We start from the raw sequence: 16,202 nt of genomic DNA on the forward strand, positions 1-16,202 counted from the left end.
ACTGTAACCCTTAAGATACCTCTAACTCATGGCGGTTTTTATGACCCTTCTTGCCACCAAGACTAAGACTATTATAATAACGCCGAGAATGGCACCTAAAATCAAGCCCTTAAATTTTCCCAACCCGGTCTTATCCAGTGGTAATATAGGCTCGTCTACAATCTGAATTAATGGTGTTTCCTTGGAAAGTGCGATCTTACTCATTTCAAGGTTCTGCAACAAAGAGCCCAATACTTCCTGGTTAATCTCCGAATTGACACGTGCATTTTGAATAGGCGCCACCCTTTGAGCCATACGTGTTGGATTTTGATTGGGCGTAGCATCGGCTATAGCAGCTGCCTGGCTAATAGACCCTGTCATACTCCTTCTCACAGAATCTGCTTTAGCCTGAAGAATATTCACATTTTCCAGATTCTTCTTAGACTTGGTTTCCAGGTAAAAACGATTTACATTCTCCACTAGCCGCTGGTTAAAAGCCTTTACAAATAATTCATCACCGCCGGATACAGCTACATAGATGATGTTTAGTTTTTTATCCTTTTTTTCTACTTTCAGGTTTCCCTGACTGATCATTTTAACAATCTGGCCCATTACACTATCATGCAGCAGTTGTTGTTGAGCACTTGGGTATATATTGTCTGAACGAAATTGAATGTTCTTAAAGAGCGGACTTTTTTCCCAGCCTTCTTTTAATCCGTTGGTTGTAACATACCAATCAATTAACAACTGCCTTTTGCCATCAAACTCACCTTCAGATAATAAGGTTTTGGTAATCATCTTCCTCGACCTGTATAATTCAAGAATGTTTTCCCCCTCAAATAAGCCCCCACCGCTGCCTCCCAGATCAATACCGAATGATGCTGCTAAGCCTGCATAAGCACCCAAGCCACCTGAACGGCCGCCTGTCTCTAACACAAAACTGGTGGTTGCAGTATAAACAGGCTTTTTAGTTAAGGCATAACCAAAACCCAAAGCCGCACCTATTAAACCAAATAGTAAAATAATATACCATTTAGATAACAGGTATTTGACCCAATCCCTGATAGTAAGAATCAACTCTTTTAAAGAAGTCTTCTCCTCATCTGTTCTCTCGACTGAAAGTTCTAGTTTCTCCTGCATATTACCTTATTGTACTGTAAAAATTAGGGTCTTATAATTGCAAAAATCAATGCTGCTAATGAGGCAACACCTGTACCGATACCGATCCAGGCCTGGGGAGACATTCTTTCTCTAATGGGTTTTTGCGGTACCAGTATTTCTGATCCGGGTTTAACACCTGGATAATTATTAAAGAACACTGCTTTACGGGTGCCTTCTACTGATCCATTGGCGTGGCTAACAAAAGAACCTCTCTTTAACGCCTGGCTCGTGAAACCTCCTGCGCTATTGATATAGTATTTAAAAGGACGGCCCGGTACATATACCACATTAATTGGCCGTAAGACCTCACCCGAAACTTTTACCGTTTGCAACATAGTGGGTATTTTAATCACATCTCCCTCTTCCAGTATCAGATCATAGCGTGATTTCGGGTTGCTGAGTATCTGATCCAGCCTGATACCAACCAAATCTGAATTAAGACTAACAGTAGAACTGTCCAGGTTGCCCCCTCTACGATTCAGCCGCCTGAGATTCAGTAACTGCAGGCTGTCTTCAATTGGCTCGTTATTGACATTTAAAGGATTGTCGGTCGCCGGTCTTTTTAAGGAAGCTCCTTCGCTATAAGCAAATGCCGTAAGGCCACCAGCTCTCTGGATAATATCGGAAATCCGCTCGTTCTTGGAACGTATCGTATAAATCCCCGGGCGTAATACCTCTCCCAGTATCTGTACTTGCTTCAGGCTGCCAAAGCCTTCCACCGGCCTAACGGTTACAACATCGTAAGGCTGCAGCACAAAACCGGTATCAGCCAGGCTTAGGTCTTTAGTTACCGTAGTGTGAAATACCTGGGCTATCTGCGCCTCTTTCTGGCTCAGGTCAGCGCTTTGTACCCTTCTGGCTACTTCAATATTTAAAGGGTTACCGGCCTGGCTAAAGCCTCCGGCCATTTGTACCAGGTCTTCTATCGTCATCTGGTCCGCAAAATCAAAAATGCCACCCCTCCTCACTTCTCCATTAATACTAACCGTATAACCGTCCCTCAAGTCAAAGATGGAATTGATATTAACAATATCGCTTTTTTGCAGCGCCAGGTCGGCACCGCCCCCCTGCATTACTTTGGACACCTCAAAAGGCACCACACGGGTAGTATTATCCGCATTCATGCGGATGACATATCCCCTTTTGCCAAAAACATCGGGTGTCAAACCGCTTGCCTGCGTAACCAGTTGAGAAATGGTAAGGCCCGGAGTAAACTCATACATACCGGGCCTGCCCACGGCTCCAACAATATCCACCTTGTTTTCAAAACGTTCGAAGATGGCATCCACGAAAACCTTATCGCCGTTTTTAGGATAGAAATTAGGATAATCCATCAACTGCTTTACTACTATTTTCTGCGCCTCATCGGTATTCTGAATAATTTTTACGCGTGACTTATAAGCCATATCCGAAAAGCCGCCGGCATAGCGTAATACATCAGCCAGCGATTCTTCGGGCTTTATCTCGTAGATGGCCGATCTTTTCACTTCTCCCAATACATCCACTCTTATTTGATACACCGGTACATGAATGATATCCTGGTCTTCGAGGCGCACATTGTCGGCGGGCATACCATTTACTAAAAAGTCATACAGATCGACCGTGGCAATTACACGACTACCCCTTATTACCTGTATATTTCTGAATGAACCGCGATTATTAGGCCCCCCGGCTGCGTATAATGCATTAAAAACACTTGCCAAAGAGGAAACCGTATAAGTCCCAGGTTTGGTAACCTCGCCTGTCATAATTACTTTAATGCTGCGAATGTTACCCAGGTTAACCGCAATATTGGTTCGGCCACTTCTGATAGCTGGATAAGTTCCGGATAAAGCCGACCGTATTTTGCTGGTAGCTTCTTCAATAGTAAGCCCCGCTACATATATCTTTCCCACATATTCCAATGAAATAAAACCTTCGGGAGACACACGGGGCTTGTAACTTGCTTCGTTATCACCTGTAATGTCTACCAAAAGTTCATCATCCGGCCCTACCACGTAATTCTTCGGAGTGGCCATACGTAAATTCGTTTCAAACGGAGATGCACCTGAGCTAAACAGGTTGGCACCAAATATCCTGGATGGAGGAAGATCTCCTCCCCGGTTTGATTGCGACTTTTTGATTTCTTCTTCACCTGAAGCGGTTCTTTCCACATTCTGATCTTCAGAAGATTTATTTCTTAGCCTATTAGACCTGTCTTTTAGCTTTTGAATCTCTAAAGCATCCATACCCCTGGCTTTGGCCGCTGCTTCCAGTTGGCTTTCGGTCATGCCTGATTCTCCCATTCTTTGCATCATTTGCTGTACCTGGGCATCAGACATATTATCTACTTTAATATTACCTAAATCGCTGGGTACCTGAGATGAAGATTTTCCATCTTTCGACGTTGGAGTAGTGGGTGTTTGCCCCTTTGGGTCAACCTGGGCATTCACCTGTACAATACCTGTAAAACCGGCTAACAGAAGTACCAATACAGCAAAGACACTTATATTCATCCTGAAGTTTTGTTGGTTCGAACTAAGGCGAGGAAATACTCCTACATGATGCTTCCCTTTTGAGAGAAAAAATTTCCCGCTACGTTTCATCCGTATAGTTTTTTAATTTGGATTTGGTCGGATGGAACTCCGCATGTTTATATCCCTGTGTGAAAAAAAATGTCATGCTCCGTTTCATATTTGTCATAAGATTAAGGACGGCTGTGTTATACACAAATTGCGTGCAAATTTAGTGTTATGAACCCTTATCGACCTGTTTTTTTTTACACATAAAAAAATCTGCCAGCCCGGGGCTAGCAGATTTCGTATGAAAACTAAATATATGGATTTATTTATTCATAGCGAAGTTTTTGGCCTCCACAATCATATCGTCCATTACCTGGCCGGCCTGATTTAAATAAATGTCTTCGCTTAAGATCTTGATCCACTGTTTCAAACGCTCCTGCTTATTCTTATCTTCCTTGTATTTATCCAGCTCCAGGGGCAATAATGATACATTCAGGTTTTTCTTCAGCTTTTGCGCGGCAATGATCTGGTCGGCCTTGGCTTTTACCAGCTTTTTCTCTGCCTTATACTGATCGATATTTAAAGAGTAGCTTCTTTCATTTTCATCGGCCAACCAGGCCGCATTCCTTAAAATAGTCTGGAAGGAACTATCTTTCTTTAACCGGCTGTCACTCAACTGTTTCAGGGTATTAATGTCGTACTCAGAAGCCCAGGGGGTGTAATTGGCCTTATTGATCTCGTCGTACTGCAAAGCAAACTCATTATCTTTTTCCTTGAGTTTCAATGCCGCCATTTGCGTAGGCAACACAATATCAGATTCTACCCCTTTTAACTGGGTAGATCCGCCGCTCACCCGGTAAAACTTCCTCAAAGTCAATTTTACGGCGCCCAGGTCGCCACCGCCGTCTCTTTTAAAGCCGGAATGATCGAGGCCGATATTCTGCTGAACGGTGCCTTTACCATAAGTAGAAGTACTGCCAATTACTACACCCCTCTTATAATCCTGGATAGCGGCTGCAAAGATCTCTGAAGCGGAAGCACTAAATTCGTCTACCATCACCGCCAGCGGACCGGTATATAAAACCGATTTGTCTTCATCTTTCAATATCTGTGCCCCGCTGGTTCTGTCCTTCACCTGCACTATCGGGCCTTCTTTAATAAACAGACCCACCATTTGCACTACATCATATAATGAACCACCGCCGTTTCTTCTCAGGTCCATAATGATGCCATCCACGTTCTCATCTTTTAATTTCTGCACTTCGCGCGCTACATCGGTAAAGCTTCTTCTGCCATTAGGATCGTTAAAAGGAACATAAAACTCGGGCAGGTAAATAATACCGACCTTGGTATTCTTTACACTATCCCTTAAAATGGCGCTACGGGCATAGGTATCTATATCATTCTCAATCTTCTCTCTTACCAGCGACACTTCTTTAACGGTTCCGTCGGGCTTTTTAATGGTCAGTCTTACGGTAGTACCTTCTTTACCCCTGATCAGCTTTACCGCATCCGACACATCATAGCCTAACATATCTACCGGCTGTCCATCTGCTCCCTGTGCCACCTTGGTAATAAGATCGCCAGGAGCCAGCTGCCCCGATTTGGCTGCCGGACTACCGACATTGATGCTTATGATCTTGATCAGGCCTTCAGAATATTGTAAACCGGCGCCAATACCAAAAAAGCTACCACTCAACTCCTCATCGAAATAATTTTTATCCGCAGGCGGGAAAAACTCCGTGTGAGGGTCCATTGCCGTGGTAATATTATCTACAAATAGATTGAATTTATCTTCTTCAGTAAATTTCACTTTGTACCGATCGAACATACGGGTCATCATGGTATCGATCTTCTCCCGGGCCTCTTTCTCCAGTTGCACATCCGTTTTAGATGATTTAGAAGAACTTTTTCCGTCCTGCAAATCAACAAAGCGCTCTAACGCATAATACTTCAGTTCTTTTCTCCAGCGGTCTTTACGTTCGGCCACAGTTGCCGGGTACTGTAATTTTTTGCCATCCAGCTCCGCATTTTCGTTTACTGTAAAGTCAAAAGGTTGTGAAAGGATCTGGTTTTTCCATTGTACCGACTCTGCAATCCGCTGGTCAAATACTTTTGAAATACCTATAAAACTCTCTACCGGAGCCCCGTTCATCTCATCATCTATCCTGGTAGCATACAAACCGGCAAGGGAATCCACATCTCTTTTCAAAAAGATCTTCTTTTTAGGGTCCAGATCTTCGAGATACTTGTTAAAAACCTTCTGCGAAAATTCATCATTAATAGCCTTGGGATCGTAATGGCCCTGCGAGAGCAACCTGGATACCATGGTCATAATCAATTCATATTTTCCAACATCATCTTTATTGGGAATTATTTTGTTTTTGAAAGCAAAAAAAGATCCTGCCACTATCACCAACAATATCAAAAACGGAAGTCTCTTCATATTAAATATGTATTTTAAAAATTTTACCACACTCAAAATTAACGTTTAAAAGCCATCATAGTTATCTATTTAAGAAAAGATTTGGAAATAACGTCGAAACTAAAAACCAGCGTATGTTTTCACTTTAGTCTATTCATAACCCGAGTTTAAGATACGATAAGGTTTGACTCACCCAACTACTTTAACCGGGTGCATAACTTTTTTTGCTTTTAATATTTTTTACCGCGGAGATGCGAAGTTTTACGCAAAGAACGCAGAGCTGTAGAAAAAAAGTTATGCCCCTCTTCAACCTCGGTATAAAAAATTCTGAGGCCTTTGCCGGTGTTTTTCACCGGCAAATTATTCCGGTTCCTGGCGGGCAAAAACACCAACCCGGGCATGAATGATAAAAATTAATTGCCTGACCATTTAAATATTGGTATAAAAAATTCGTGCCAATAAAGTTGTTGTTTTACATCTTAATCCTTCACTGGTAGTTTTATCGGTTACTGCCAATCTGTAACAGAATTAACAGTAACAAAGTGTCAATTTATTTCAGGACGGGTCATTTTTGTGACATTTTTTTGTGACATTTTCAAAATGTCACAATTTTTTTGTCACAAAACTTTTGACTCGAAAAAAACGAATATTACCCGAGGTGAACAATTCAGCCGGGGCGGATTGACGCATTAAAATGTTATTAAACTGATAATTAATATTTTATCATCTCACAGGGTCTACCTTACCTAAGTAAAAGAATAAACGCAGACTTATATAAGGCTACTACAAACCGAAAGTAGCCAAAAATCGAAGTAGTCTTTTGCATTAATATTAACAATTAAATTTATCTAAAGCCAAGAGTTGACGGTTTAAAAATGTTGACCCAAATATCAGACAGGCTCATTGAAGATCGTCACAAGCAATGAAGTAAAAAGAAAAATTTTTTAAAAAGATAACAAAAAATTTTACAGCAATAAATTTTTTACCTACATTTGCAGCCCTTAAACGGTGGTTGTAGCTCAGTTGGTTAGAGCATCAGATTGTGGTTCTGAGGGTCGCCGGTTCGAACCCGGTCATCCACCCCAACAAACCCTGAATGTATGTTCAGGGTTTTGTTTTTTTATAACTATTTCACTATGAACCCCTGGCTTTATTCGATCCCCCTGGTATCAGCGCTTATTGGCTGGATTTTCAACCAGGTAGTTTATCAGCAATTTCTGAATAACTACTTACCTGCCCGCAAAAACGCTATAGCTGCCCTGCTGGGTGAAAAGGCTGAGCAATTATTACCCTTTTCGAAAATAGAGGAAAAGATAGGCGATCCGGCACTGGTAGAAAAAGCGATGCCCATGATCGAATCGCATATCGATGAGTTTTTAACTGTAAAACTACCCCAGGAAATACCAATGCTGGCCATGTTTGTGGGTAATAAAACCACCGACAAGATCAAAGAAGTTTTTATAACCCAGCTGCGGGCGCTGTTTCCCAAAGTAATGGGCACTATTGTTAAAGACTTTAAAACCAGCTTAAATATCAGGCAGTCGGTAACCGATGAATTTGCCAAAATAGACATAACTGGCCTGCTCAAAGAAAAACTGTCGGGCACATCGAAAAAATTTGCCCTGGCCGGGTTGCTGCTGGGGTTACTGATAGGCTTACTCAACCTGTTGCTTTTTTATATACTCGCTTAAGGTTCTCTTCATAGCGTTGCCTTTCCACTTATACCCGAATGAGCACGCTTATAATTTAAAACTATGATTGGTACAAGTTACAAGGGTTTTTCGCGTCAAACCCTAAATTTTTTGACAATGCGATACTTTTTGATGGCCCTGGGCCTGTTTTTTACATTTACTGTTACAGCGCAGGGAGGTGGACAAATGCCTGGCGGTTCCATTTATGGCAAAGTAGTCGATTCGGCAACCGGCAAAGGCATGGAAGCCGCTTCCATACAGATCTACCAGACAAAACTCGATTCAGCGACCAAAGCACCTAAAGATATATTGGTAACCGGCATGCTTACGGCATCCAACGGCGACTTCCGCCTGGAGAACATCCCCGCTATGGGCCAGTACAAGCTGGTGGTTTCGGGTGTGGGACATAAAACATATACCCGTAAATTCTCCTTTATTGATCCCAAAATGATGTCGGGCGGCAAGCCGGATATGCAGGCGATCATGGCCGCCCTGGATAAGGACCTGGGCAATATTAAACTGGCAACGGATGTGGAAGTGCTCTCGGGTGTAACCGTTACCGCGTCCAAACCAGCCGTACAACTGGGCATCGACCGAAAGATCTATAATGTGGAGAACAACCTGACTTCTGCCGGAGGTACCGCCACTGATGTATTAAAAAATGTGCCTTCTGTAAATGTGGACATAGATGGTAATATCAGTGTGCGCAATGCCAGTCCACAGATCTTCGTGGACGGCAGACCCACTACCCTTACCTTAGACCAGATACCTGCGGACCAGATAGCCAGCGTGGAAGTAATTACCAATCCTTCTGCCAAGTACGATGCATCCGGCGGAACAGCGGGTATTTTAAATATCGTATTAAAGAAAACCCGTACGGTAGGCTATAACGGATCACTGCGCGCCGGTATTGATCAGCGGGGCCGGTATAATTTTGGAGGTAACCTGAATGTACGCCAGGGAAAATTTAATGTGTTTGCCAATATCGGTTACAATCAACGTAAAACAATTTCAGACGGTACCACAGAAAGAAATACCCTTTTGAACGACACTACTGTTAATTTATACCAGACCGACCGGGCTATTGGTGATGGCCGCTTTTTGTTTGCACGTGCCGGTTTCGACTATTTCCTGGACAACCGGAATACATTAACCTTATCGGGAATGACTGTTGACGGTAAGTTTGATAATGTAAATACCAGCGACATACTTACAACCACCAGGTTTGGTGGCAGCAGTGACCAATCAAGAATTGCCAGAACTTCTGATGCGAATTTTGGCTTTAATATGAAAGGCGGCGCATTAGGCTTCGTTCACAATTTTCCACGCAACGGGCACCAGTTAACGGCTGATGGTCAGTACAATAAAAGTAAGAACAACAGCAGGAACCTGTTAAACAATAACATATTTGCAGTAAACGGTGGACCTCAGACAGGTACTTTCAGACAATTGCAGGAAGGTGCTGGTAATAATGAGCGAATTAATGCGCAAATCGATTATACAAATCCATTAACTGATAAAACCAAATTGGAAGCCGGAGTGCGTTTCAATCAAACTAAAACATTCAGTGAGAACATTCTATACCGGTATGATAACGCTGATTTTATAAGAAGCAATGACGCTTCTGCCAAGTTCAACTTCACTGATCAGGTATACGCGGCCTATGCTAATTTTTCGAGCAAAATTGGCGAGAAGTTTGGCTACCAGGTGGGTTTGAGACTGGAAAGCTCTGAGTATAATGGCCAATTCTTTTCCGGAGCAGGTTATAGCAAAACAGATCGCTTTAAGATAGCTTATCCTGCAAGTCTTTTCCCGAGTGTTTTTCTATCACAACAATTATCCCAATCAGAACAACTACAGCTCAATTACAGTCGCCGTATTAACCGGCCAGGCTTTTTCCAGCTTTTTCCATTCATTACCGACTACTCAGACACACTTAATTTAAGCCTGGGTAACGCTAACCTGCGGCCCGAATTCACCAATTCTTTTGAATTGTCTTACTCCAAAACATTCGACAAATCGAACAATCTTATTGTATCTACTTATTACAAACATACAGATGACCTGATCACAAGATATCAAACCAGGGGTATTCACCCATTGACTGGCGACAGCGTGATCCTGAATACATTTTTGAATGCTAATTCGAGTTTCGTCGGCGGTCTTGAAATTGTATCTAAAAATGCACCTGCTAAATGGTGGGACCTGACAACGAACTTAAATGTGTATACATCGAAAATCAATGTCAATGATCCTTTGGTACCAACGGCTGACCAGATTTATAGCTGGTTTGCTAAAATCAACAATAGCTTTAAGTTACCCAAAAATTTCACTTTGCAGGTATCAGGAGATTATAATTCCAAGACGGTTTTAGCACCCGGCGGATCTGGTAATAGCAGCGGCGGCGGAGGCGGTGGTCGTGGCGGTTTTGGTGGTACCGTAAGTGGCAATGCACAGGGTTATAGTATGCCTACCTATGGTGTTGATGTTGCTGTAAAATTTGAGTTTCTTAAAGGCAAAACAGCATCTGTTACTTTAAGCGGCAGCGATATCTTTAAAACCAGAGTAAGTGACATTTACACTAATGCAGGCTTCTTTAACCAGCACCAGTACCGTGTTCGGGACCAGCAGTTCTTCAGCATTAATTTCGCTTACCGGTTTGGTAAGTTTGATGCTTCGCTGTTAAAACGTAAAAACCTGAAAGCAGAGCAGGAAGGCATGCAGGGCGGTATGCAGGGTATGCCTCAATAATATAATTTTTTAAGCATAACTAAAAACGTGGCAGGCCCCCTTCTGCCACGTTTTTTCATTATAACTCCTTCATTTGCAATAATACTATCCAACTCTTTCAGGTCTTGGTATTTTATAATACTTTTGAAACCGCCTTTATTTAAACATTTTTACAATAAAGGTTGTTTGTAATACGGCAATCCGGGAAGCGGATGCCGGAGATTAGAGATTTTACGTTTATTATTACTTAGCTTGGATAAATATCTACATATTGTATGCCTGGATGTACCCTGTCCCGCTAACTGCGGAGGGTCCATTGACATGATGAATCGTATTAAAGCATTTCATCAAAAGGGCGTTAAAATACATCTGCATTATTTCCGGCTCGATGAAAAATGCCATAATGCCGAATTAAGCAGGTATTGTGAAACGGTGCAGTCTTACGCCAAAAAGGATACGCTGGACTGCCTCTCGCTCAGCACCCCGGCTTTTGTAAATGCCCGGTGTAACCAGTCGCTGATCGAAAACCTGAATAAGGACAACCACCCCGTATTGCTGGAAGGCTTGCATACCACAGGTATTATCAACGAAATAAAAAAAGAAGGCCGGAAGATCTGTGTACGTATGCATAACGAGGAATCCGTTCATTATCGCGAACTCGCGCGCAGTACGATTAATCCTGCCAAAAAAACTTTTTACCTGGCGGAAAGCCTGCTTACTAAAAAGTATACTTCTACCCTGCCGTCAGACTGTATGTACGCCTGTGTATGCAAGGAAGACCAGTATAGTTTTGAAGAACAGGGATTCGAAGATGTACAGCTCGTTCCTGCATTTCCCAGCTGGCAGGAAGTTAATTGCCCTACAGGGATGGGCAGTCTTTGTCTTTTTCACGGTAACCTGTCGGTGCCCGAAAACGAAAAAGCAGCTTTGTGGTTACTGAGTAACGTCTTTAATAAAGTGCGTATCCCTTTTATTATTGCCGGTAAAAATCCGCCTAAAAGTGTTCAAAAGGCCGCAGGGCTTTGCCAGAACACCTGCCTGGTCAGTAACCCCAGCGAATCGGAAATGGAAGACCTGGTGCAAAAGGCGCATATTAATATATTACCCGGCTTTCATAAAAATATTACCGGTAGCCGCCTAAAACTGGTACATGCTTTATACAGAGGCAGACATTGTATTACCACGCCGGCTGTGGTTGAAGGTACCGGACTGGAAGAAGCCTGTCATATAGGCACCACGGCCAGTGCCCTGGCATCTATCATTTCCCAGTTATATTATCTACCTTTTGAAGAAGAAGAAATACAGTTAAGGAAAAGATTACTGGCCAATCGTTATGATAATAACAAAAACATCCAGCGATTTATAGATTATCTATGGTAGCATTATCTACCACCCTCCCACCTTCTGTCTTAATTAGCCTGGCCGGATATTTTTTTACCACTGCATAGTCGTGTGTAGCCATCACAATAGCGGCATTACTTTCCTTCGCAATTGATAATAACAGGTTCATGATCTCGTCGGTAGTTACGGGATCGAGGTTACCGGTAGGCTCATCGGCTAATATCAGTTTGGGGCTGTTGAGCAAAGCCCGGGCAATGTCTACCCGCTGTTGTTCGCCACCACTCATTTCGTAGGGCATTTTATTAGCCTTATGTTGCAAGCCTACCTGCTCTAGCACTTCGGTTACTTTATTATCTATTAATTTCTTATCCGTCCAGCCGGTTGCTTTTAAAACAAAGCGGAGGTTATTGGCCACATTCCTGTCGGTAAGCAGTCTAAAATCCTGGAAAACCACGCCCAGCTTGCGTCTCAGGTAAGGAACCTGCTTCCAGTGCATATTTTTCAGCTGGTATTCGGCCACTACGGCATCGCCTTCGGTCAGCAGCAGGTCTCCATAGAGTGTTTTTAAAAGGCTCGATTTACCCGTACCGGTTCTACCCACCAGGTACACAAATTCCCCTTCCCTGACAGTAAGATTTACATCTTTCAGTACTAAATTATCGCCCTGGTAAATATTAGCGTTCTTAATTTCTATGATCGGCTGCTGCATAATATCCTTAAAAATTGATAGTGTGCAAAATAAGCTAAAATGCGCAATACCGTGCGAACATTATAGACAGAGAGCAGCAAGCATTAATATTACATTCTTTTCTACTCCAAAAAGAATCAATAATACTTTGACCTGGAATTTTACCACACCTCGGCATAATTAGCATCAGTTATTAGTTTCTGCTACCACTGTCTTGCTAAAAGACCTTCCACCATCTTTATCTACCTGTGCTATACGCAGGTAATACTTCTCCGCATCTGCTGGTACACCGTTATCATTTTTTGAACAGCCCAGCCAGCCGGCAATACCAAGAGCAAGCATCAGTGCAAGAATAAACCGTTTCCTTTTAGCAGGTGCCATTCCTAAGAACAGCAAAGACGCCAGGTAAATACCAGCTGTAGCTGTTGTGTCTTTAAAGCTAAAACCGGTTTCGTAATTGATTGTTGCATCCGAGCTGCCACCTGCAGCTTTTGAGGCTACAGAAGCTACGGTTGTAAAGCTTTTTCCATCTATTGACACCTGTACCTCGAAATGGTCATTATTGGTTTCCGAGAGGGTTTGCCATGTAACATGGGCATTTTCTTTGGAAACCGTTGCAGCTATCGAACCGAAGGTAACAGGCAGGGCGCCCTGCGCCCAGTTAAAATTATCAATAGCGAAGTAATCAAAATTGGAACTTAATGTTATTTCCAGCTGATCTATTGAAACATTGGTATTATTAGTGCCACCCTCAGTGGCAAAATCGATCAGTGCAAACCCGTTTCCCGGTAAGTTGGTTGTGGTGGCAAAGCCGGTTGTTTTAGTAAAACTAAACTGGGTTGCACCTCTAAACTTGCCGGTAAAAGTCACCGAGCCGGGGCCTGTTGCCGGATTGGGAGCGCCTGGAGACTGCGTAGCATTACCGGTTACATAAAACCAAAAATTATTGATCTTAAAACTTCCCAATGGAACAGAAATGGAAGATATGGATCCGTACGAATCCGTCAGATGTATAAAACGATTGGAAAGACCATAACCCAGCCCACTAAAATTGGCCACAAAAAAGGCCGGTGCATTAGTGGTGAGATTAAAGGTTTTTCCATTATTGGTAAACGATGTGGCACCAACGGTAGCCCCCTCAAAAGTTTCGGTTCCCTGGGCATTTGTAAGCTGGTATTGTGTAATAACTAATACTATGCTACACAGCAGTTGAAATGTGTATTTCATGATCGTAATTGGTTTAGAAGTAACCCAAAGAAAACCTTTTTATTACTTCATTCCAAATAAATTAGTTATGACTTTCTCTTAATCATTTTCAGGATAGATTTTTATAAAAAAAATTATAACTAAAAAAATAGTTGTTAAACTAAAAAATTAGTTTTAAATTGCTGTCAGATTAAATTATCAATATGAAACAACTTACAAAAGCCGAAGAACAGATCATGCATATTTTATGGAACAACGGGCCACAGTTTCTCCGGGAGCTGCTGGATAATATGCCTGTTCCCAAGCCGCATCAGAACACGGTGGCTACTATACTAAAAATACTAACCGAAAAGGAATTTGTTACGGTAAATGTTTTCGGCCGGCAACACCAGTATACTGCGGCCATTAGCAAGGAAGATTATTCTAAGAAAACGATGAAGCAGATGGTAAAAGGATATTTTGAAGGGTCTTTTAGCAATGTGGTATCCTTTATGGTAAAGGAAAACAATTTAAGTATTGAAGAACTGGAGTCCCTGTTACATCAAATTAAAAGTCAGCAAAAAAAACAATAGCCGCATGCTTACCTATTTAATTCAAATGATTGCCTGCTCGGGCGTATTATATGCCTATTATCACTTCTTCCTGCGCAATGAAAAATTTCACCAGTATAACCGGTTTTACTTATTGTTTGCCATGTCGCTCAGCCTTTTCCTGCCGTTGCTTAAAATACCTGTGATAGTGAAAGACACGACTGCAAATCCGGTGTATGCCTTTGTTAGTACCGGAGAAACAGTAGTTGTTACGGCCACTACTAATGACTTCGATTATGCGCAAGCATTATATATTGTTTACGGATGCATTGTTTTGTGGATGGCGCTGAAGTTACTGAGGGCCGTTTTGCAAATTGCGCGGATTAAAAAAACATCAATTACAGAATCCTTTGAAGAAATCCAATTTATAAGAACCGTCCATCCTGATGCGCCATTCTCCTTCTTTAAATGGCTGTTCTGGAATGAACGTACCGAATTAGAGTCGACAGAAGGCATTTATATGTTTAAACATGAAATGTACCATATCCGCAGCAAACATAGCCTGGACCTGCTGTTTATGGAAATTATTGTAAGCATTTGCTGGTTCAATCCCTTCTTTTATTTATACCGGAAAGAAGTAAAAACCATACAGGAGTTTTTAGCCGACCAGCATGCGGCAGGCAACAGTAATAATGCTTCGTACGCAGAGCTATTATTGATGCATGCGATAGGCAGCCGGCATCGGCAATTGATCAATCCATTTTTTCACAATCAATTAAAAAGAAGAATTACTATGCTAACATCATCCAAAAAGCCACAATACCAATGGCTGAGAAAATTATTGGTATTGCCCGTTGCAACAACGGCCATTGCGTTGTTTGCTTTTACCTACGAAAAGGAAATAAGCAGTATGGTATCCGACAATTTGAATGTTAATACCGACAGATCTGCAAAATTACCTGTTCCTGCTACGGTTGTAAACAGTGAAGCGACTGCTACCATTGCTAAGGACACCGTTCCTGCTAAAGCTACAAAAGAAATTACGGGAAGAAAGCCTAATGAAGTGAGCACTGACTATATAACCGGTAACGGGCGATATCGCAAGTTAAACACAATTACTGTGGTAGGCTGGACAGAAGAGGAAAGCCCTAAAAAGATTTTGAAAGAAGGAGAAATCAAAGTAGATGTTGAGGCTAAATTTTCGGGTAACTGGAATAATTTCCTGGAGAGAAATCTCGATGGCCAAATTCCTACCCAAAACGGCGCCCCTGCCGGTAATTACGAAGTATTGGTTCGATTTGTTGTAAACGAAGATGGCACCGTTTCAAACATAGAACCCATTACCAACGAAGGGTATGGCATGGAAGAAGAAGTGGTACGGATTTTAAAAAAATCTCCGGAATGGTACCCTGCCATTAATAATAATAATGCAGAAGGGAAGAATAAGCCGGTAAAATCTTACCGTATTCAGCCCATCAATTTCTATGTAATGAGAAAAACGGCAAAAGCTGACGAAAGCAGCCCCCGGAATATAGGTATTGTTACTCGCCCATCATCTCCCGGCAATTCCGGAAAAGAGCCTGAAGTTTTTACCAGGGTAGAAACAGATGCTGCTTATCCTGGTAATTGGAATGCTTTCATTGCAAGAAATTTAGATAGAAAGGTGGCCGTAAATAATAATGCACCCAAGGGCTCTTACACTACAGCTGTGCAGTTCATTGTATCAAAAGAAGGTAACGTCACGGATGTGAAAACCGTTGGTAAAAAAGCAGGATATGGCATGGATGAAGAGGCTGTTCGGGTAATTAAAAAATCGGGGAAGTGGAAACCTGCCATTCAAAACGGCAGAGAAGTAGTGGCATATCGCACAGAGCTTATAAAATTCGAAGTTTCCGACCAGATGCCAAAGATTAACCCGCAATCACCATAATTGCCTTAACCTATAAATGA

The 16,202-nt window shown here is 42.2% G+C and carries 10 protein-coding genes and 1 tRNA gene; 6 read left to right on the plus strand and 5 right to left on the minus strand.

Annotation, left to right across the window (positions count from 1 at the left end; translation table 11 throughout):
• Positions 1 to 21 precede the first annotated feature (21 nt).
• The 3 genes from ACLOAU_RS17775 to ACLOAU_RS17785 all read right to left on the minus strand — a co-directional run bounded on the left by ACLOAU_RS17775 (position 22) and on the right by ACLOAU_RS17785 (position 6,087).
• Positions 22 to 1,119 (minus strand): lipopolysaccharide biosynthesis protein, encoded by a 1,098-nt coding sequence (locus ACLOAU_RS17775; RefSeq protein WP_427863252.1) that lies wholly within the window; start codon positions 1,117 to 1,119, stop codon positions 22 to 24.
• A 23-nt stretch (positions 1,120 to 1,142) separates the two neighbouring features.
• Positions 1,143 to 3,725: an SLBB domain-containing protein gene (locus ACLOAU_RS17780; RefSeq protein WP_427863253.1), complete on the minus strand. Its 2,583-nt coding sequence runs from the start codon at positions 3,723 to 3,725 to the stop codon at positions 1,143 to 1,145.
• Positions 3,726 to 3,963: 238 nt separating this feature from the next.
• Positions 3,964 to 6,087, minus strand: coding sequence for a carboxy terminal-processing peptidase (locus tag ACLOAU_RS17785; RefSeq protein WP_427863254.1), 2,124 nt, complete (start codon positions 6,085 to 6,087; stop codon positions 3,964 to 3,966).
• A 987-nt stretch (positions 6,088 to 7,074) separates the two neighbouring features.
• On the opposite strand from ACLOAU_RS17785, the gene ACLOAU_RS17790 reads away from it, so the two are divergent.
• From ACLOAU_RS17790 to ACLOAU_RS17805, 4 genes are all read left to right on the plus strand, one after another.
• Positions 7,075 to 7,151: transfer RNA gene (locus ACLOAU_RS17790), tRNA-His, on the plus strand.
• Between the two features lie 51 nt (positions 7,152 to 7,202).
• Complete coding sequence (locus ACLOAU_RS17795; RefSeq protein WP_427863255.1) at positions 7,203 to 7,757, plus strand: DUF445 domain-containing protein; 555 nt, start codon at positions 7,203 to 7,205, stop codon at positions 7,755 to 7,757.
• Between the two features lie 117 nt (positions 7,758 to 7,874).
• On the plus strand, positions 7,875 to 10,508 hold the full coding sequence (locus ACLOAU_RS17800; protein ID WP_427863256.1) for a TonB-dependent receptor: 2,634 nt from the start codon (positions 7,875 to 7,877) through the stop codon (positions 10,506 to 10,508).
• Positions 10,509 to 10,739: 231 nt separating this feature from the next.
• Positions 10,740 to 11,867: a glycosyltransferase family 4 protein gene (locus tag ACLOAU_RS17805; protein ID WP_427863257.1), complete on the plus strand. Its 1,128-nt coding sequence runs from the start codon at positions 10,740 to 10,742 to the stop codon at positions 11,865 to 11,867.
• Here ACLOAU_RS17805 and ACLOAU_RS17810 read toward each other — a convergent pair.
• Both ACLOAU_RS17810 and ACLOAU_RS17815 read right to left on the minus strand, forming a co-directional pair.
• Positions 11,848 to 12,537 carry a cell division ATP-binding protein FtsE gene (locus tag ACLOAU_RS17810; RefSeq protein WP_427863258.1) on the minus strand — a complete coding sequence of 230 codons (690 nt, stop codon included), beginning with the start codon at positions 12,535 to 12,537 and terminating at the stop codon, positions 11,848 to 11,850. The two genes, ACLOAU_RS17805 and ACLOAU_RS17810, sit on opposite strands and share 20 nt — an antisense overlap.
• 165 nt (positions 12,538 to 12,702) lie before the next feature.
• A complete protein-coding gene (locus tag ACLOAU_RS17815; protein ID WP_427863259.1) occupies positions 12,703 to 13,743 on the minus strand; it encodes a hypothetical protein in 1,041 nt (346 codons plus the stop codon).
• A gap of 182 nt (positions 13,744 to 13,925) precedes the next feature.
• On the opposite strand from ACLOAU_RS17815, the gene ACLOAU_RS17820 reads away from it, so the two are divergent.
• Positions 13,926 to 14,294, plus strand: coding sequence for a BlaI/MecI/CopY family transcriptional regulator (locus tag ACLOAU_RS17820; RefSeq protein WP_427863260.1), 369 nt, complete (start codon positions 13,926 to 13,928; stop codon positions 14,292 to 14,294).
• Positions 14,295 to 14,298: 4 nt separating this feature from the next.
• Positions 14,299 to 16,182, plus strand: a complete 1,884-nt coding sequence (locus tag ACLOAU_RS17825) for an energy transducer TonB (RefSeq protein ID WP_427863261.1) — start codon at positions 14,299 to 14,301, stop codon at positions 16,180 to 16,182.
• Positions 16,183 to 16,202: the final 20 nt, after the last annotated feature.

The organism is Paraniabella aurantiaca, from assembly GCF_050309965.1.
Taxonomy (GTDB): Bacteria; Bacteroidota; Bacteroidia; order Chitinophagales; family Chitinophagaceae; genus Niabella.

Excerpts from the sequence above, each read along its gene's own strand:
- ACLOAU_RS17775 (WP_427863252.1), bottom strand. The coding sequence starts at position 1,119 with ATGCAGGAGAAACTAGAACTTTCAGTCGAGAGAACAGATGAGGAGAAG.
- ACLOAU_RS17780 (WP_427863253.1), bottom strand. The coding sequence starts at position 3,725 with ATGAAACGTAGCGGGAAATTTTTTCTCTCAAAAGGGAAGCATCATGTA.
- ACLOAU_RS17785 (WP_427863254.1), bottom strand. The coding sequence starts at position 6,087 with ATGAAGAGACTTCCGTTTTTGATATTGTTGGTGATAGTGGCAGGATCT.
- ACLOAU_RS17795 (WP_427863255.1), top strand. The coding sequence starts at position 7,203 with ATGAACCCCTGGCTTTATTCGATCCCCCTGGTATCAGCGCTTATTGGC.
- ACLOAU_RS17800 (WP_427863256.1), top strand. The coding sequence starts at position 7,875 with ATGCGATACTTTTTGATGGCCCTGGGCCTGTTTTTTACATTTACTGTT.
- ACLOAU_RS17810 (WP_427863258.1), bottom strand. The coding sequence starts at position 12,537 with ATGCAGCAGCCGATCATAGAAATTAAGAACGCTAATATTTACCAGGGC.
- ACLOAU_RS17815 (WP_427863259.1), bottom strand. The coding sequence starts at position 13,743 with ATGAAATACACATTTCAACTGCTGTGTAGCATAGTATTAGTTATTACA.
- ACLOAU_RS17820 (WP_427863260.1), top strand. The coding sequence starts at position 13,926 with ATGAAACAACTTACAAAAGCCGAAGAACAGATCATGCATATTTTATGG.
- ACLOAU_RS17825 (WP_427863261.1), top strand. The coding sequence starts at position 14,299 with ATGCTTACCTATTTAATTCAAATGATTGCCTGCTCGGGCGTATTATAT.